This is a genomic window from Acidimicrobiia bacterium (assembly GCA_041393965.1).
In the GTDB taxonomy this organism is placed as follows: domain Bacteria; phylum Actinomycetota; class Acidimicrobiia; order Spongiisociales; family UBA5794; genus UBA5794.
In genome coordinates, this window is record JAWKJB010000001.1 from 426,441 (window position 1) to 442,959 (window position 16,519).

General features: G+C 63.6%; 20 protein-coding genes. 9 read left to right on the top strand and 11 right to left on the bottom strand.

Annotated features, from left to right (window positions below; genetic code table 11):
• Positions 1 to 6: 6 nt before the first annotated feature.
• Positions 7 to 273, bottom strand: coding sequence for a hypothetical protein (locus tag R2823_02210; protein ID MEZ5175004.1), 267 nt, complete (start codon positions 271 to 273; stop codon positions 7 to 9).
• On the opposite strand from R2823_02210, the gene R2823_02215 reads away from it, so the two are divergent.
• Positions 260 to 577: a hypothetical protein gene (locus R2823_02215; GenBank protein MEZ5175005.1), complete on the top strand. Its 318-nt coding sequence runs from the start codon at positions 260 to 262 to the stop codon at positions 575 to 577. The two genes, R2823_02210 and R2823_02215, sit on opposite strands and share 14 nt — an antisense overlap.
• Before the next feature lie 215 nt (positions 578 to 792).
• Here the strand turns inward: R2823_02215 and R2823_02220 are convergent, their stop codons facing one another.
• From R2823_02220 to panB, 9 genes are all read right to left on the bottom strand, one after another.
• Positions 793 to 1,611 carry a hypothetical protein gene (locus R2823_02220; protein ID MEZ5175006.1) on the bottom strand — a complete coding sequence of 273 codons (819 nt, stop codon included), beginning with the start codon at positions 1,609 to 1,611 and terminating at the stop codon, positions 793 to 795.
• A gap of 42 nt (positions 1,612 to 1,653) precedes the next feature.
• Entirely contained in the window at positions 1,654 to 2,547 is an 894-nt protein-coding gene (locus R2823_02225; GenBank protein MEZ5175007.1) for a DMT family transporter, read from the bottom strand.
• A 69-nt stretch (positions 2,548 to 2,616) separates the two neighbouring features.
• A complete protein-coding gene (gene dnaB / locus R2823_02230; GenBank protein MEZ5175008.1) occupies positions 2,617 to 3,978 on the bottom strand; it encodes a replicative DNA helicase in 1,362 nt (453 codons plus the stop codon).
• Positions 3,979 to 4,202: 224 nt separating this feature from the next.
• Entirely contained in the window at positions 4,203 to 4,649 is a 447-nt protein-coding gene (gene rplI / locus R2823_02235; GenBank protein MEZ5175009.1) for a 50S ribosomal protein L9, read from the bottom strand.
• 2 nt (positions 4,650 to 4,651) lie between these two features.
• The gene (rpsR, locus tag R2823_02240) at positions 4,652 to 4,915 is read right to left on the bottom strand and encodes a 30S ribosomal protein S18 (protein MEZ5175010.1); all 264 of its coding nucleotides are present in this window, start codon (positions 4,913 to 4,915) and stop codon (positions 4,652 to 4,654) included.
• A 27-nt stretch (positions 4,916 to 4,942) separates the two neighbouring features.
• Complete coding sequence (gene ssb, locus R2823_02245) at positions 4,943 to 5,389, bottom strand: single-stranded DNA-binding protein (GenBank protein MEZ5175011.1); 447 nt, start codon at positions 5,387 to 5,389, stop codon at positions 4,943 to 4,945.
• Between the two features lie 62 nt (positions 5,390 to 5,451).
• Positions 5,452 to 5,739 (bottom strand): 30S ribosomal protein S6, encoded by a 288-nt coding sequence (gene rpsF, locus R2823_02250; GenBank protein MEZ5175012.1) that lies wholly within the window; start codon positions 5,737 to 5,739, stop codon positions 5,452 to 5,454.
• 254 nt (positions 5,740 to 5,993) lie between these two features.
• Positions 5,994 to 6,536, bottom strand: coding sequence for a DUF192 domain-containing protein (locus R2823_02255; GenBank protein ID MEZ5175013.1), 543 nt, complete (start codon positions 6,534 to 6,536; stop codon positions 5,994 to 5,996).
• A gap of 179 nt (positions 6,537 to 6,715) precedes the next feature.
• Entirely contained in the window at positions 6,716 to 7,615 is a 900-nt protein-coding gene (panB, locus tag R2823_02260) for a 3-methyl-2-oxobutanoate hydroxymethyltransferase (GenBank protein MEZ5175014.1), read from the bottom strand.
• Positions 7,616 to 7,711: 96 nt separating this feature from the next.
• Here panB and R2823_02265 point away from each other — a divergent pair, with 96 nt between their 5' ends.
• The 5 genes from R2823_02265 (at position 7,712) to R2823_02285 (ending at position 12,080) form a co-directional block, all read left to right on the top strand.
• Positions 7,712 to 8,191, top strand: a complete 480-nt coding sequence (locus tag R2823_02265; GenBank protein MEZ5175015.1) for a PPOX class F420-dependent oxidoreductase — start codon at positions 7,712 to 7,714, stop codon at positions 8,189 to 8,191.
• A 133-nt stretch (positions 8,192 to 8,324) separates the two neighbouring features.
• Positions 8,325 to 8,843, top strand: coding sequence for a PadR family transcriptional regulator (locus tag R2823_02270; protein ID MEZ5175016.1), 519 nt, complete (start codon positions 8,325 to 8,327; stop codon positions 8,841 to 8,843).
• A gap of 22 nt (positions 8,844 to 8,865) precedes the next feature.
• Positions 8,866 to 9,975 carry an inositol-3-phosphate synthase gene (locus R2823_02275; protein ID MEZ5175017.1) on the top strand — a complete coding sequence of 370 codons (1,110 nt, stop codon included), beginning with the start codon at positions 8,866 to 8,868 and terminating at the stop codon, positions 9,973 to 9,975.
• A 100-nt stretch (positions 9,976 to 10,075) separates the two neighbouring features.
• On the top strand, positions 10,076 to 10,651 hold the full coding sequence (locus R2823_02280; protein ID MEZ5175018.1) for a carbonic anhydrase family protein: 576 nt from the start codon (positions 10,076 to 10,078) through the stop codon (positions 10,649 to 10,651).
• A gap of 67 nt (positions 10,652 to 10,718) precedes the next feature.
• Positions 10,719 to 12,080: an NAD-dependent succinate-semialdehyde dehydrogenase gene (locus tag R2823_02285; GenBank protein MEZ5175019.1), complete on the top strand. Its 1,362-nt coding sequence runs from the start codon at positions 10,719 to 10,721 to the stop codon at positions 12,078 to 12,080.
• 33 nt (positions 12,081 to 12,113) lie between these two features.
• Here the strand turns inward: R2823_02285 and R2823_02290 are convergent, their stop codons facing one another.
• Entirely contained in the window at positions 12,114 to 13,307 is a 1,194-nt protein-coding gene (locus R2823_02290) for an MFS transporter (GenBank protein ID MEZ5175020.1), read from the bottom strand.
• 40 nt (positions 13,308 to 13,347) lie between these two features.
• Here R2823_02290 and R2823_02295 point away from each other — a divergent pair, with 40 nt between their 5' ends.
• The 3 genes from R2823_02295 (at position 13,348) to R2823_02305 (ending at position 16,384) form a co-directional block, all read left to right on the top strand.
• Positions 13,348 to 13,713 (top strand): response regulator, encoded by a 366-nt coding sequence (locus R2823_02295; protein ID MEZ5175021.1) that lies wholly within the window; start codon positions 13,348 to 13,350, stop codon positions 13,711 to 13,713.
• A gap of 83 nt (positions 13,714 to 13,796) precedes the next feature.
• A complete protein-coding gene (locus tag R2823_02300; protein MEZ5175022.1) occupies positions 13,797 to 14,978 on the top strand; it encodes a HEAT repeat domain-containing protein in 1,182 nt (393 codons plus the stop codon).
• Positions 14,978 to 16,384, top strand: coding sequence for a glycosyltransferase (locus R2823_02305; GenBank protein ID MEZ5175023.1), 1,407 nt, complete (start codon positions 14,978 to 14,980; stop codon positions 16,382 to 16,384). The genes R2823_02300 and R2823_02305 overlap by 1 nt, the downstream gene beginning before the upstream one ends.
• The last annotated feature ends 135 nt before the right edge of the window (positions 16,385 to 16,519 follow it).

Sequence of the window (16,519 nt, forward strand, 5' to 3'; positions counted from 1 at the left end):
GGACCGCTAGATGGTCAGACAGACCTCGTTGGAGCCGGGACCTGCGTGACCGCCGGTGTCGACTGCCGAGATCACATAGCAGTGGATTCCCGAGATGAGCTCCCGCGGGAAGTCGATGTACTCGGTTGTGCCTGCCGCCACATCCACAAGGTGGCTCTTCGAGCCGCCGGGGTTCTCCGAGTACGACAGTGAGTAGTGGTGGAGGTCTCCGGCACCGGACGCGTTCCACATGACATAGACCTCCCCGCTTCCTCCGCCGATGCCCACGGTCACGCCGGTCACCTTGGCAGGTGGCGGATCGGAAGGGACGGTCGTGGTCGTCGATGTGGTGCTCGTGGTCGTCGTACTCGTGACCACGAGGGTGGTCGTCGTACTCGTGGTCGTGGTGGTCGGAGAAGCGATGGTCGTGCTGGTGGTTGGTGCATCTGTCGTCGATACGGCTGCCGATGTCGTCGTTGTGGAGTCACTCGACGATGTGTCGCATCCGACGACGATGAGGCCGACCACGAGGACGATTGCAGGCACAAGGAGTGACCGTCTCAGCCGGGATGAGCGTGCGCGTGTGAGATCGTCGTGAATGTGGAGATCCGACATGGTCACCTGTTCTCTCGGTTCGGTGGTCCTCCAATTGTCGCACAGGTCGAAGAGAGAGTCACCCGGACGCATCCTCGTCCGCAGTCACCAGTGAGCGCGCCGTCTGGATCGACACATCGAGATGGGACTGGAGCCCCTCGGCGAGCAAACGGGACCCGTTGAACCGTTCATCGTCAACTGTGAACTGTCAACTGATGTCTACGATTCGATCGCTGTGATCTCGACGGTCGTGGCGCCACACATCGCTCGCGTCGGCACCTCGAACCTCCGAGCGAGGTAACCGAGGCCCTTCCCGCTGGGAAGCATCGATGTGACCGACCCGGCGGGGTCGCCATCGACCGTCAATTCGGAGCCAGCAGTGACGGTTCCGGGTTCTGCCGTGATGTGGACGAGACGCCTCGTCGGTGCCGCGCCGTGACGGTGCGCTCTTGCCACGAGTTCCTGGCCCGTGTAGCACCCCTTGTCGAACGACACCGTCGCAGCGACCAGCCCCGTCATCGCCGGAGTGATCCCCTCAACCAGCTCGGCGCCCATCGCCGGCCACCCGGTCTCGATGCGGAGCTCCTCGAGATCGACCGCAGGGACCCCCACGGGGGCTTCGACATCGGGCCCGACGATGTCGACCCCTTCGATGCCTCCGATCGTACAGCGCGACACGATCGGAGCGCGAGCGGAGTAGTCCCCGACACGGTGCCCGCGCCACGCCACCCCAGGCCATCGCGTCTGGGAGAACCGCACATCGGTGCGAAACAACATGCCATCGAGCCGCTTGCGGACGGCATCGCCGTGGCCTGGCTCGATGTCGAGCGTGAGCCGATCATGCCCGATCCTCGTGACCCGCACCAGCGCCTCGATGGAGCTCTTCGGGTCGAGGATGAACGACCACGCCGACTGGCCGAGGTCGAGCGCTTCGACATCTTGGGTCAGCTGCGTTTGCAGGTACGACCGTGCGTCCGATCCTTCGACAACGACGATGTCGCGCTCGATCGGGGTTGCGGTTCGCTCCATCGTCTCCATACCCCGATGGTACCGACCGTCCCCGACGCCATCAGCGTTGCATCACAGCGTCGATGGCGCCTTCTTGGCGTCCTCGACCGTTGCCATGGTTGCGGCGATTGCACCTCCGGCGATCACGAGGACGATCCCGACCCAAGTCAGTGTGGTCGGGGATTCGCCGAGGAACAGCATCGCCCAGATGACCGCCGATGCCGGTTCGAGATACATGATGGTACTCACCGAAGCCACGGGAATGAGCCGGTACACCTCCCAGTACAGGTACCCGGTGAGCCCGGTGAAGACCGCTCCGAGCACCACGAAATTCACCAGTTCGTCGGGATGGTTGGCGATGGCGCTCACCGTGGCAGGGGCGAGCACAACCGACCCGACGACAAGTTCGCCCATCGACATCGTCAGACCGCGCAGGTCGCGTGCAGCCGGGTACCCCACGAGCATCAGGGCGGCAAACAGGGCCGCTGCCAACGCGGCGACGGCGAGCCCCTCGATCGAAGCCTTTCCCGTGTCGCCCATGTCCCACGGCTGGACGACAATCAGTGTTCCGGTCGCCGCGATCCCGAGGGCGTACCACAAGCGTCGCGGCACGACCTGGCCGAGGACCGGGCCCGCGAGGGTGGACGCGGCGATCGGGCCGAGATACAGGACGGACAGGGCGATCGCGACCGTCGTCAGCTTGATCGACGCGAAGAACGCGATCCAATGCGACGCGAGCAGGAGCCCCGACGCGACGACGCGCCCTCGGTGCATCGGAGGAAGCCGAAGGTTGCCGAGCGATGCAGCAACGATGATCAGGACACTCGCACCGAGGGTCATCCTGACCCCGACGAGGCCGACGGAAGGGACATCGTTGCGCACGAATAGCGGGATCGCCCCCCACGCCACAGCAACGCCCGCAAGGAGCAGGCTTGCCATCAGCGGGGACAGGCGCGAGTCGGACATCACGAAACGGTACAGCTCGCCGGAATCGACCAAGATCGACCGGACCAAGATCGACCGTGCGAGTGGCCGCTACATCGGCGACTCGGAGCGCCCCATGTCGGCAAAGAGCGTGAACTCGGGGAGGAAGGTCATGTCCACCCTGCCGACCCCACCCTGCCGGTGCTTCGCGATGACCACCTCTGCGACACCCTTCGACTCGATCCGGTCGGGGTTGTAGTACTCGTCCCGGTAGATGAACATCACCACATCGGCGTCCTGTTCGACGGCACCCGATTCGCGGAGGTCCCCGAGCCTTGGTCGTTTATCCTCGCGGCTCTCGACTTGCCGGTTGAGCTGGGACAGCGCAATGATCGGGACACCGAGTTCGCGGGCGAGACTCTTGAGCGATCGCGAGATCATCGCGATCTCCTGCTGACGGTTCTCCTGTCCGGACCCGTTCATGAGTTGGAGATAGTCCACAACCACGAGGTCGAGTCCGGGCTTGCGCCTGAGGCGCCGACATTTTGCTCTGATCTCGGTGACCGTCAGGCCGGGCGAGTCGTCGACGAAGATGTTCTGCTTGTACAACGCGCCCGCGGCATTCGACAGCTTCGTGAAGTCAGCCTCGTTGAGCTTGCCGGTCCGGAGCCGCTGCGAGTCGATCCGTCCCTTCGAGCACAGCATCCTCGTCACGACCTCTTCCCTGCTCATCTCGAGGGAGAAGATCGCGACCACCCTGCCACCGAGCGCGATGTTCTGAGCCATGTTCAGGGCAAGGGAGGTCTTACCCATGCCGGGTCTCGCAGCCACGACCACGAGGTTCGTCGGGTGAAGTCCGGCTAGTTTCCGGTCAAGGTCGCGGAACCCGGTTGAGATGCCGGTGACCTCGGCACCGCTGCGCTGCAGCTCCTCCGCTTTTTCGATCGCGGGCCCGAGCAGTTCGTCGATGGACTGGAGCCCGTCGCCGACCCGCCTCTCGGCCACCGCGAAGACCGCCTGCTCAGCACGATCGACCACCTCTTCGATCGGTTCAGCCATCCGGGCGGCGATCACCCCGATATCGCCCCCGACCCGCATGAGGCGTCGACGAAGCGCGTGCTCCTCGACAATGGCGGCGTAGTAGTCGACATTCGAGGTTGCAGGCACCGCATCGATGACATCGGTGAGGAAGGCGATCCCTCCGATCCGATCAAGTGTCCCGTCCCTACGCAGACCCTCAGAGACCGTCACGGCATCGATGGGCTGATTGGCGTCGAAGAGCCCCCGTACCACCTCGAACACCTGCTGGTGCGCGGGCTTGTAGAAGTCCTCAGGGTGGAGCTTCTCGAGAGCGATGTTTGCGGCTTCCGACGACAACAGGACCGCTCCGAGCACCGACACCTCGGCGTCGATCGAGTGGGGCGGAACGCGCGGTCCCGATGTGGCGGTTGGTGCGTCCAAGACCGATGTCACCGGTCCTCCTCGGTGGCTCGTCGTACCGTCACATCATCCCGTCGTTGTGTGACAGATTTCACACATCGAGCCCTGGACATCGGATGCCCGCGGTATCAGGGCTCTGGCGCTTCCGGGAGCGAGTGTATGCAGACCTGCCGACCACCAAGGATGGATCCAACGGCATAGTTTTCCCGTTCACGCTTCTTCTTCGCGCCTTGGTGCCGGAGGCAGCGGCGCACGACCTACGCCGGGATCACATCAAGGGTGACCGAGACCTCCACCTCGGCGTGCGGGCGCAAGATGATCTCGTGGAGACCGATCTCCTTGATCGGCCGGTCGATCACCACGATGCCCTTGTCGATGTCGATCCCGGTGAACTTGACGATTGCCTCGCGGACATCGGCCGCGCCGATCGAACCGAACAGGTTGCCGGAATCCCCCGCTCGGGCCGCGACGACGACCCTCGTGCCAGCGAGGCTCTCCCCGAGTTCCTCCGCGGCCGCGAGTGCCTTTTCTTGCGCCTCGATCCTCGCGAGCCGCATCTCTTCCGCTTGGCGGAGTGCGCCTTCCGACGCCTTGACGGCGAGGTTCTTCGGAACGAGGTAGTTGCGGGCGTAGCCGTCGGCAACATCGACGACATCACCCTTGTCGCCGAGTGTCTCGACCGCCTTGGTGAGAATGACCTTCATCGCTACTGCCTCGTCTGCGTGTAGGGCAGCAGGGCCATCTCCCGTGCGTTCTTTATCGCCTGGGCAACCTCCCGTTGCCGCCTCGGACTCAACCCGGTGACACGACGCGGGCGGATCTTGCCCCGATCCGACATGAACTTGCGCAGCAGCACGACATCCTTGTAGTCAACGACCTCACCATCGGCGAACTTGTGAACGATCCGCTTCCGCTTCGGACTCAACTCGGGGCGTCTGCGCCGTCGCTTCTGGCTCTTTGGACTTGCCATGATTGCTCCTTGATCTGGTGGTTACCGCTAGAACGGCGCCTCGTCAGGGCCGTAGTCGTCCCTTGCGGTCGGTGCAGGCGGCGTGGTGTTCCCACCGCCGTAACTGCCGCCCCCGTCGTTCCTCGGTGTCTTGGTCACCTGAGCGGTGGCCCAGCGCAACGACGGTCCGATCTCCTCGATCCTGACCTCGACGACCGAGCGCTTCTCCCCATCGTTCGTTTCCCACGATCGCTGCTCGAGTCGGCCGGTCACGAACACTCGGTCACCCTTCGAAAGTGACTCTGAGATGTTCTCTGCGACTTCACGCCAGCATGTGCCGCCGAAGAAGCTCGTCTCTTCCTGCCAATCCTGGTTGCGGTCGCGGTATCGCCGATTGACCGCGAGTCGAACCTTGGCCATTGCGACGCCGCTCGCCGTGAAACGGAGTTCGGGGTCTTCGACGAGGTTGCCAACCAGGGTCACACTGTTGCTCATTCCATCTCTCTTCTCTCTGGCCCCTGCTGGTGACAGCATGGCGGGGCCCTGTGACACTTTCGCTACTTGACCAGTCGGATCATCTTGTGACGGACCACGCTGTCGAGGAGACCGAGCGATCGTTCGAGGGTGGTCTGGAGATCCACATCGCAGTCGAAGGTCACGACGGCGTAGTAGCCCTCGGTCATGTGGTCGATCTCGTAGGCGAATCGTCGCTTGCCCCAGAAGTCGGTTTCGCTGACAACGCCTCCACGGTCGGAGATCGCTGTTTCCAGTTCCTCGATCGCAGCCCTGACATCGGGCTCCGCCATGTCGTAGCGGTAGATCACCATCAGCTCGTAGGAGCGCATGTTCGATATTCCTCCTGTGGACATCCGGCGGTGCGGAAGGCCCCGGCAGGTGGCCGGAGCAGGATCGTGACGCCGCGGCGTCGCGGCACGGGCTTGGTGCCGACTGTGTGGTGGGAGTGTACCGGGAATCAGATTTCAGATGACAGAAGCCAGAACCCAGAAGCCAGAAGCCAGAAGCCAGAAGCCAGAACCCAGAACTCTGATATCTGGTATCTGGTACCTGTTGTCTGATATCTGATATCTGATAACTGATCTCAGTCGGTGTAGAGGATCATCGTGTCCTCGTCGATCCAGTCGAGGTCTCCTGGATCGGCTTCGATCGCGTATCGGTAGTCGATGCCGTCACCAGGCGAATACGAGATGCACGGGTCCTTGTCGCACGGAACCATCGAGGCGAGGCCGATGAATGACCCGTCCATGTCGAACCAGGCGATATCGAGGGGGATCACCGTGTCCTTCATCCAGAAGCCGTCGTCGGGAGTATGACGCCAATAGAAGAGCATGCCGTCAAGGTTCCCGAGGTCGGTGACACCCATCAACCCGGTCGCCCGCAGTCCCGGCGTATCAGCAATCGCGAGGCGAAGAACCCGGTCGCCAACTCGGACATCTCGTATCTCGTGCCCCGCAAGCAGTGGTGGTGTCGCATCCGGTTTGGTGGTTGTGACGGGCGGCGTGGTGGTTGTGGCTGCGGGCACCGTCGTCGAAGTGGTCGGCGTGGTGCTCGTCGGGATGACCGGTGTCGACGAGGAGCACGCGACGAGGACGAAACACAGTGTCGACCGTGTGAGGATCCTCATCCCCGAGACGCTACCGCCACACCTCCGATATCAGATACCAGAACCCAGACAACAGATACCAGATACCAGAACCCAGACAACAGATACCAGATACCAGAACCCAGACAACCGACATCTGTTATCTGTTATCTGTTATCTGTTATCTGTTATCTGTCATCTGTTATCTGTCATCTGTTATCTCACCGTTCCATGGCTTCGTCGGCGAGGAAGTGATCCGAGGGAGCCGAGAGGTTCCGAAGGATCTCTTCGGAGGCGGCCGGCATGTGGTAGGTCTCGGCGTCCGAAGGGAACGCGCCGCTTTCGACATCGTCGAAGAACGCGGTAACCGCCGCGACGGCGTCGTCGGCGAGATGGGCGTACTGACGGACGAACTTGGGCAGGTACTCCCCGGCCCCGAGGCCGGTGACATCGTGGAACACAAGCACCTGTCCGTCGCAATGGACCCCGGCGCCGATCCCGATCGTCGGGATCGACAGCTCCTCCGTCACGATCTGTGCGACGATATCGGGCACGCCTTCGAGCACGATCGAAAACACCCCGGCATCCTCAAGCGCCCTCGCATCCGAGATCAGCTCGTAGGCCGCCTGAGCCTCCTTGCCCTGCACTCGGTAGCCACCCATCGCGTGAACCGACTGAGGCGTCAGTCCCAGGTGTCCCATCACCGGGATCTCCGCATCGAGCACCGCTCCGATCATCGGGAGCCGTTTGCGTCCACCCTCAAGTTTGACCGCGCCAGCACCCCCTTCACGAATGAACCGTCCCGCATTGGCAACAGTTTCCTCCGGCGTGGAGTGATACGACAGCCACGGCATATCGCCCACGATGAGCGCACGCGGCTCGGCCCTGCTGACCGCGGCCGTGTGATGGACCATCACATCGACGGACACCGCGAGGGTATCGCTATGACCGAGCACGACATTGGCCACCGAGTCCCCGACGAGGATGATGTCGGCACCCGCACGGTCTGCGATCCGTGCCGTCGGCGCGTCGTAGGCCGTGATCATCTTGAGCTTGGCGCCACCCTTGCGCGCGGCCACGCTCGGAGCCGACATCGGCTTGCGTTCGTTGTTCCCAGACATCGATCGATCCTTTCTCCCCGCCGCTGCGGGTCGGGGGACACCACCATGGTAACCATCGGGCTATGCGCCTGCAGCGGCGCACCGTATGCTGTTGCCATGGCACGCAAAGACATCACCATGACCGACGCCGAGATCCAGCAGTTTCTCTCCGAGGGTCGCAAGATCCTGCAACTCGCCACGCTGGGCAAGGACGGGGCACCCCACCTGGCACCCATGTGGTATGCGGTCGACGACGGCCGAATCGTGTTCCGGTCGTTCACCAAGTCGCAGAAGATCGTCAACCTTGCTCGAGACCCGAGGCTGTCGGTTCTCGTCGAAGAGGGTGATGCCTACAGCGAGCTCCGCGGCGTCATGATCCGGGGCACCGCGTCCCTCGTCACCGACCCCGACTATGTGCTCGCCTTGTACGGGAGGCTCTCGGCTCGATACCCGATGGTCGGATCAGAACCGGTGTCGCTCAGCGACGACGAACTACGCGAGACCTTCGGGGGTCACGCGACCAAGAACACGGCCGTGATCGTCGAACCCCACACGGTCGCCTCGTGGGATCACACGAAGCTCGGCGGCCAATACTGACACGCACCCGTGTGCCGTTCTGTGGGCTGAGACCGACCTTTTTGTCGAACGCGAACCCTGGGTACGCGGGTTTTTCGCGTTCTATATCGAAACGATATACAATCGTGTATCGATTCGATATACTGGCGGCATCGTGTTGGACTTCGCCATTCTCGGCCTGCTCATCGAACACCCGCGACACGGGTACGAAATAAAGCGCTCCCTTGCCCAGCTCGGGTTCTGGACGGTCTCGTTCGGCTCGCTGTACCCGGCGCTGCGTCGACTCGACAAACGCGGTGCGATCCAAGCGACCGAAGGAACCGGCCGGCGCAAGGCATATGCCATCACCGCCGACGGGCGTGACCTCTTCGACTCCCTCCTCACCGCGGATCCCGACGCGTCCGAGACCGATCGTGCCTTCCAGATCAGGCTCGCCTTCCTCTCACAGCTCCCCCAGTCGCAGCGCAGCCGCGTGCTCGAACACCGAAGGGCCAAGGTCGCGTCCCAACTCAAGGCCGCCAGAGAAATCGTCGTCGAAGCGCGCACCACATCACAGAACCAGGACCGGTATCGCCTTGCCCTCATGGAGCATGCGATGCGGTCCATCGAAGCAGACATGGCCTGGCTGGACGGACTGATCGCCAGCGAACGCCGAGTCGGCCTGAGTACCTGAACATCCCCACAGGAGGGCATCCATGTCCAAGATTCGAGTAGCCATCGCAGGGCTCGGGAACTGCGCGAACTCCCTCATCCAGGGTGTCGAGTACTACAAGGACGCCGATGCCGACCTCAAGATCCCCGGCCTCATGCATGTCCGGCTCGGTGACTACCACATCGGCGATGTCGAGTTCGTCGCGGCGTTCGATGTCGACGCCTCCAAGGTCGGCCAGGACATCGCGAAGGCCATGTGGGGCGGCCAGAACAACACCATCGAGTTCGCAACCGTTCCTGATCTGGGCGTCGAAGTGTTGCGCGGCCCGACCTACGACGGCCTCGGCCAGTACTACACCGGACAGGTCGAGGAGTCTCCGGCAGAGCCCGTCGATGTGGTTGCGGCACTCAGGGAGGCCCGCGCCGAGGTACTCGTGTCATACCTCCCTGTCGGCTCGGAGGAGGCAACGAAGTTCTACGCCCAGGCAGCCATCGATGCAGGTTGCGCCTTCGTCAACGCCATTCCCGTCTTCATCGCCTCGGATCCTGCGTGGGCCCGCAGGTTTGTCGACGCCGGACTGCCGATCATCGGTGACGACATCAAGTCGCAGGTCGGGGCAACGATCGTGCACCGCCAGCTCGCACGCCTCTTCGAAGACCGTGGCGTGCGAATCGACAACACCTACCAGCTGAACTTCGGCGGCAACATGGACTTCATGAACATGCTTGAACGGGAGCGTCTCCAGTCCAAGAAGATCTCCAAGACCCAGTCTGTCACCAGTCAGATCGAAGAGAAGATCAACTCCGACAATGTCCACATCGGCCCCTCCGACCATGTGCCGTGGTTGACGGACCGCAAGTGGGCATACATCCGCCTCGAAGGTACGAGCTTCGGCGATGTGCCGCTCAATGTGGAGATGAAGCTCGAGGTCTGGGACTCGCCGAACAGCGCAGGCGTCATCATCGATGCAGTCCGCTGCGCCAAGATCGGTTTGGATCGCGGTCTCGGCGGACCACTCCTTGCGCCGTCGTCGTACTTCATGAAGTCTCCTTCGGTGCAATACCACGACAGCGTCGCCCATGACAATGTCGAGGCGTTCATTGCGGGCAACGATCCGGCGCAGGCCGATCTCGTGACATTCCTCGGCGGCTGAAGCCCCACACCGGAGCCCAGCACCTCGACACCCGTGCACCGACCGTCGGCGGAGGCGCGCGGCGGTGGCCTGCGGATCCGGTTTCGGTACGATCGGCTCCATGCAGTCACCGATCGATCTCACGACCAATCTCACAACCCCGGCGGCAGACGGTGCGAGGCGCCTGTCGGTCTCCTATCACCACCTGAGCCATCTCACAACCGAAGACGCCGGTTGGACCGTGACCGCCGTGGCGGAGCCGGGGGGTGTGATCGGAATCGACGGAACCCAGTATTCCCTGTCCGAGATCCACTGCCACACACCAAGTGAGCACACGATCGACGGTGTTGGGGCGGATCTCGAAGCTCACTTCGTCCATCAGGCCGTGAGCGAAGAGATCGCCGTCGTCGGCGTGATGTTTGACCCCGCCCCGGGATCCCATCCGATCGACATGGTTCTCACCAGCGGGCCGCAGATCGAACCCATTCGGCTGTCGGATCTCGTTCCGTTCCGGGCGCCCCAGTTTTCCTATGTGGGATCGTTGACCACGCCACCGTTCACCGACAATGTCAGGTGGGTGGTGCTCACGGAACGACTCCCGGTCGGGGTCGAAGCGCTCACCGAGTTCGCCGACCGGTACGGCCCGAACAACCGGCCTGTGCAGCCGACGGGCAGCGAGTCCATCTCGTACGGGTAACCGCCCGGCACCCCTGAGCCCTGCCTCACCAAAGGGGCCCGACGAGTTACTGCGGTACGATGTGGAGATGATCTCCGTCAATCCCCTCGACGGCACGGTCGTAGCGGCCTACGACCGCACCACCCCGGCTGACATCGTTGCCCATATCGAAACCGCTGCAGAACGCCAACGGGACTGGATGCGCACCGATCTCGTGGTTCGGTCCAACCACATGCATCGACTCGCAGAGGTTCTCGAGTCGCGACGGCAGGAGCTCGCAGAACTCATGGCCGTCGAGATGGGGAAACCGGTGCGGGAAGGACGCGGCGAGGTCGACAAGTGCGCGCTTGCCTGCCGGTACTACGCCGACTCAGCAGCTGGCTTCCTCGAAGACACACCCATCGAAACACACCGGGCCAAGAGCTATATCTCGTACCGGCCGATCGGTGTGGTGCTTGCCGTGATGCCATGGAACTTCCCGCTGTGGCAGGCGATCCGCTTCGCCGCCCCTGCGCTGATGGCAGGCAACGCCGGGATCCTCAAGCACGCATCGAATGTGTCGGGGTGCGCCATCGCCATCGACGAGATGGTGGTGGCTGCGGGGTTTCCGGACGGCCTGTTCCGCACCGTGATCGTCCCCTCGTCGGGGGTTGGGGAGATGATCGACCATCCGCTGATTCGAGGCGTGACCGTCACGGGCTCGGATGCCGCTGGCCGCGCCGTCGCGTCGAGGGCGGGGGCGCGCCTCAAAAAGACCGTGCTCGAACTCGGCGGGTCCGATCCGTACCTCGTTCTCGCCGATGCCGATGTCGATCGTGCCGCGGAGACCTGCGCAGCGTCGCGGCTGATCAACGGCGGCCAGTCGTGCATCGCCGCGAAACGCTTCATCGTCCACACCGCCATTGCTGAGGAATTCACGCACAAGCTCGCGGTATCCATGGCGCGTCGGGTCGTCGGCGATCCGCTCGATGACGCAACCGAAATCGGCCCGATGGCTCGTGTCGACCTGCGCGACGAGCTCCACGACCTCGTTCGTCGCTCGACCGAACTCGGCGCGACCGTCACCTCCGGTGGAAGGATCGAGCCGGGCAAGGGGGCGTTCTATCCGCCAACGGTGCTCGCTGGCGTCCAGCCGCACATGCCCGTGTTTCGCGAGGAGACCTTCGGGCCGGTCGCCGCGGTGACGACGGTGGCCAGCGACGCCGAAGCAATCCGCATGGCGAACGACTCGGTATTCGGCCTGGGTGCCGCCGTGTTCACGCGCGATGTCGAACGGGGTGAGCAGATCGCAAGGGACGAGCTCGAAGCCGGCTCCTGCTTCGTGAACGCCTTCGTCGCCTCGGATCCACGGCTCCCGTTCGGTGGCATCAAGGACTCCGGCTACGGGCGCGAACTGTCATCCCTCGGTATGCATGAGTTCCTCAACCTGAAGACCGTTGTGGTCGACTGAAAGGGCACGACGGACGGTGTGGGCTTGGTACAGTCACGCTCCGGCCCATCCATCGCCCTGGTCGAGGGACTCGGTGTCGGTTGCCGGCAGTCGGCGTCGTCCCGCCTTGACAGCGACCACCGTCAAACCGGTGGCGGTGAGACCCGACGCCGACACGACCGCGAGCGCACCGAGGGCTCCCGCGTCGACGAAAGCGCCGCCCATGGCGGGGCCGAACGAGCGACCGAGGGCCATGACCCCCTGGCCGTCACCCGCACGCTCCGCTGGTTCGAGGGACCGATCGACGAGCATCTGGAGGACACCTGGTACCCCCATCCAGTGTGCAAACCCCCACCAGAACATCCCGACGAAGAACAGGAATGGACCGCCGAAGACCGTCACCGCCGCGGCGACCCCGATCGAGGCGATGAACCAACCGGGTTTGGAGTGGCGGGTCGACATCCAGGCGCCGACCAACCCACCGAAGGCGTTGAGGCTGAACCCGATCGAGGCCGCGAGCGGTGCCATGTCGTGGATGTCGCGGCTGACGATCATCATGTTCAGATACAGACTCGACCCGAAAAAGGTCAATGCGAACAGGACCACCAGAAGGATCCGATTCGACCGGGAGCGAGACACATGGCCACGGCTTCTCCGCCTCCCCGAGATCGGAGCGAGGAACACGGCAGCCGGGATCGTCACGACAGCAAGAAGGCCATAGACCGCCCGGTCGCCGTGTTCTGCCACAACGGCGAGCACGGGCGACACGACCAACGCGGCAACCGGCCCCGTCGCCGCGATCGACGACATCGATCGGATTCGTTTCATGGCGCTTGCCCACGCAAGCCAAGTCATCGTTCCTGCGCAGATGCCAGCGAGGATCCGGAGGCCGACCAGCACCTCGTACCGGTTGGGCGCCATGCTCAGGATGTTCGTGGCGACGAGGCCGATCGCCGCGTATCGCAGGATTCGACCGTTGGGTCGAAACAACCGCGGGAGGACGAAGTTCGCCAACGCGAACGCCCCGACCTGTGCCACGGCGATCGAGTTGGTGAGTCCCTCGGACACTCCATAGCGCTCAGCGATGGGAGCAAGCAGGAACGGTGTCGCAGAGAACAGGACGGCGACCGCAGCCGTCGACGCAATGAGGGCGAACGGGGTGCCTGACCGACCTCCGTAGAGGACCCTTGCGGGAACATGCATCCCCTCCAGTATCGCAAGGGCACGCGGCAAGCCGTTGTCTTCCATCGGGCACAGCAAGGAAGCATCTGATCGCTACGATTGACGCGTGGCACACATCCTCATCGCAGACGATGCCGCGACGATTCGGCTTCTCGTCAAGCGGCACTTGCAAGCCGCCGGTCATGAGGTGACGGAGGCCGTCGACGGGCCAGCGGCGCTTGAGCTCGGGCGCTCGCAAGGATTCGATCTCGCCATCTTGGACCAGCTGATGCCCGGCATGAAGGGAATCGATGTTCTCCACACCTGGCGTTCGGAGCAGATCGATCTCCCGGTGATACTCCTGTCGGGGGTGGATGACCATCACGCTGTCGTCGATTCCCTCGAAGAAGGTGCGGCGGACTACATCCGGAAGCCGTTCAGCCCGTCCGAGCTCAACGCAAGGGTGGGCCGCGTCCTCGCGACTTCCGGCTGACGAGCGACTGGTCCGTCTCCAGAACCGTCGATCGGGCGGGAATGGGTCAACCGGACCCGCGGTCGCTCCGATATCTCACCTACATGGACGATCCACTGGTGCTCTGGCTCATCATCTCGGTTCTCGCCGCGCTGGCTGCGACCGTTCTGCTCGTGGTCATGAAGCTGATCCATCGCATGTACCTGCGGTGGCAAGGCGCCCGCATGGCGCACTACATCGCGGCGATCGGCGAGATGGTCAGCCGCAAACTGTTGCCCGAGCGTCCCGCGCCCGGATGGGCTCGCGATCCGCTGTTCCATCGCGCCCTCGCCGAATACCGCCTGTCCCTCGTCGGCTCCGAGCGAGGTTTCATCGACGATCTGGTCGAATACCTCGGAGTGCTCGATGTGCTCGTCGACCGCATCGGGAAACCATTTCGGCCGAGCGCGAGACTCGCCTCCGTTGCCACCTTCGTCGACCTCGCGACCGAATCGTATGTGGATGATCTCAGGGGGCTGCTCGGTGATCCGAGTCATCACATCGCGATCCACGCGGCAAAGGGGTTGAGCCGTCTTCGCGACATCCCGTCCGTCGCTCCCATTCTCGACCGAGCGGTCGAGGCATCGCCGTGGCACGCCGCGAGGCTCGCCGACGCGCTCGTCGGATACGGACCGGTGGTAGGCCCGCCCGCACGCGCATGGATCGAGCGCAGCATCGACGACCCCCAACCACCCATCAAGACGGTTGCCCTCGCGGTGCGGGTCCTCGGACAGGTATCCGATCCCGCGGCGGAGGACCTCCTCGTGTCGATCCTCGCGTCGGACCAGCCGCAGTGGCGTGTCGCTGCCGCTTCGGCGCTCGGCTTCGTCGGGGGCAATAGCGCCGCGACCGCCCTGATCAGCGCACTGAGCGACCGCCACTGGCCCGTTCGAGCCCGAGCCGCTGCATCCCTCGGGCATCTCGCGGTGGCCAGCGCCACCGATCAACTCCGACCGCTTCTCAACGACGAGATGTGGTGGGTTCGTCAGAACGCTGCCGAGGCCATCGGCCGGCTCCCCGGCGGAACCGAGGTTCTCGTCAAAGCACTCTCTGGCAATGATCCGTTTGCCGCAGACGCGGCGTTGTACCAGCTGACGCTGCAAGGTGCGGTCGTTGAAGCGGCGAGGCGGTCCCGAACGGGAAAGCCGACACGGGTCGATGTCGACCTGCTCGCGCATGTCGGCAACCTACCGATCGACGCCCAACCGTTGGTGATGGGTTTGACAGGGTTGGAGTCCGTCCTCTGATGATCGGCTTCCTCACCTTCGTGTCCCTGTTCTTCCTCGTGTTCTATGTTGCGCTCCAGGTCATCATGCTTGTCCTCGCAGCGGGCTCGGCAGTGTTTCTCCGGCGTGAGCGAATCGTTGAACGCTTCGGACGGGACCAGGACATGCTCGACTCGGACCTTGCGCCACCGGTATCGATCGTGATCCCTGCGTACAACGAGGCAGCAGGAATCGTTGAATCCGTGCGGTCGCTCACCATGATCTCGTATCCCCGATATGAAATCGTCGTCGCAAACGACGGAAGCAGCGACGACACGCTCGATCTCCTGGTTGAGGCATTCGACCTCGAACAGATGCCATATCCGCTCCGTGTGAACATCGAAACGGCACCGATCCGCGGCATCTACAAGTCGCGCCACGCCACCGGTGTCGTTCTTACCGTGGTCGACAAGGAGAACGGGGGAAGGGCCGATGCGCTCAACGCTGCGATCAACGCCGCCCAGTTCCCCTATGTGATGGCAACCGATGCCGATGTGATCGTCGACGAGGATGCCCTCATTCACTCGATGCGCCTCATCGCCGAGGACCGCGAGCGGGTCGTCGCTGTGGGAGGGAACATCCGACCCCTGAACGGCGGCACGGTTCGTCACGGCCACATCGTCGATCCCGGGGTCCCGAAGTCGCTGATCGCCCGCTACCAGGTGCTCGAGTATGTCCGCTCGTTCATCGCGACCAAGCCGGCATGGGCCGCGATCAACGCCCTTCCGAATGTGTCGGGGGCGTTCGGGATCTTCCGCCGAGAGATCGTCACGGGACTCGGGGGCTACACATCCGGCCACTTCGGGGAGGATCTCGATCTGACGATGCGCATCCACCGATACTGCCACGACCACGGAGTCCCGTACCGGATCCGGTATGCGCCGAACGCGGTCCTGTGGACCGAGGTGCCCCCAACCAAGGCGATCCTTCGGCGCCAGAGAATCCGCTGGCATCGGGGCCTGATGACGGCCGTGTGGGACTTCCGTACGAGCCTCTTCAACCCACGCCACGGCACCGTCGGCATGCTGATGTGGCCGTTCATCGTCATCTTCGAGTTCCTCGCCCCGATCGTCGAGTTCACCGGCTATCTGATGATTCCGCTCGCCCTCGCCCTCGGATGGGTCACTCCACAGACGGTCGTGATGCTTGCCCTCATGGCGCTGTTCTTCGGCGCCTTCACCTCCTTGCTCGCCCTCGTCCTCGACGAGCGGTACGGGTACTTCAACGACCCGATGGAGACACTGCAACTCGTCGGGTTGGTCTTCATCGAGAACCTCGGGCTGCGCCAGATGACCGTGTGGTGGAGGATTCGGGCGATGATCGGTGGCCGGTCGACCCGCGTGTGGGGCGACATGGAACGGCGTGGCGTCACCCAGCTCGCATCCTGAGCGACAGCGGATCCTTCAGGGGTCAACCCGGCGAGTGCCCTGTCCGGCTTCGTTCGCGATGTTGAGGGCGAGCCGGGGGCGTGGCTGGCAAGGACGCAGGACGAAGGCGCATCAGGGGATGGGTCGAGGACAAGG

Bases quoted from the DNA above. Each gene is read 5' to 3' on its own strand.
- R2823_02215 (MEZ5175005.1), top strand. From the start codon at position 260: ATGCCCACGGTCACGCCGGTCACCTTGGCAGGTGGCGGATCGGAAGGG.
- R2823_02220 (MEZ5175006.1), bottom strand. From the start codon at position 1,611: ATGGAGACGATGGAGCGAACCGCAACCCCGATCGAGCGCGACATCGTC.
- R2823_02225 (MEZ5175007.1), bottom strand. From the start codon at position 2,547: ATGTCCGACTCGCGCCTGTCCCCGCTGATGGCAAGCCTGCTCCTTGCG.
- rplI (MEZ5175009.1), bottom strand. From the start codon at position 4,649: ATGAAGGTCATTCTCACCAAGGCGGTCGAGACACTCGGCGACAAGGGT.
- rpsR (MEZ5175010.1), bottom strand. From the start codon at position 4,915: ATGGCAAGTCCAAAGAGCCAGAAGCGACGGCGCAGACGCCCCGAGTTG.
- ssb (MEZ5175011.1), bottom strand. From the start codon at position 5,389: ATGAGCAACAGTGTGACCCTGGTTGGCAACCTCGTCGAAGACCCCGAA.
- rpsF (MEZ5175012.1), bottom strand. From the start codon at position 5,739: ATGCGCTCCTACGAGCTGATGGTGATCTACCGCTACGACATGGCGGAG.
- R2823_02255 (MEZ5175013.1), bottom strand. From the start codon at position 6,536: ATGAGGATCCTCACACGGTCGACACTGTGTTTCGTCCTCGTCGCGTGC.
- panB (MEZ5175014.1), bottom strand. From the start codon at position 7,615: ATGTCTGGGAACAACGAACGCAAGCCGATGTCGGCTCCGAGCGTGGCC.
- R2823_02265 (MEZ5175015.1), top strand. From the start codon at position 7,712: ATGGCACGCAAAGACATCACCATGACCGACGCCGAGATCCAGCAGTTT.
- R2823_02275 (MEZ5175017.1), top strand. From the start codon at position 8,866: ATGTCCAAGATTCGAGTAGCCATCGCAGGGCTCGGGAACTGCGCGAAC.
- R2823_02280 (MEZ5175018.1), top strand. From the start codon at position 10,076: ATGCAGTCACCGATCGATCTCACGACCAATCTCACAACCCCGGCGGCA.
- R2823_02285 (MEZ5175019.1), top strand. From the start codon at position 10,719: ATGATCTCCGTCAATCCCCTCGACGGCACGGTCGTAGCGGCCTACGAC.
- R2823_02290 (MEZ5175020.1), bottom strand. From the start codon at position 13,307: ATGGAAGACAACGGCTTGCCGCGTGCCCTTGCGATACTGGAGGGGATG.
- R2823_02300 (MEZ5175022.1), top strand. From the start codon at position 13,797: ATGGACGATCCACTGGTGCTCTGGCTCATCATCTCGGTTCTCGCCGCG.
- R2823_02305 (MEZ5175023.1), top strand. From the start codon at position 14,978: ATGATCGGCTTCCTCACCTTCGTGTCCCTGTTCTTCCTCGTGTTCTAT.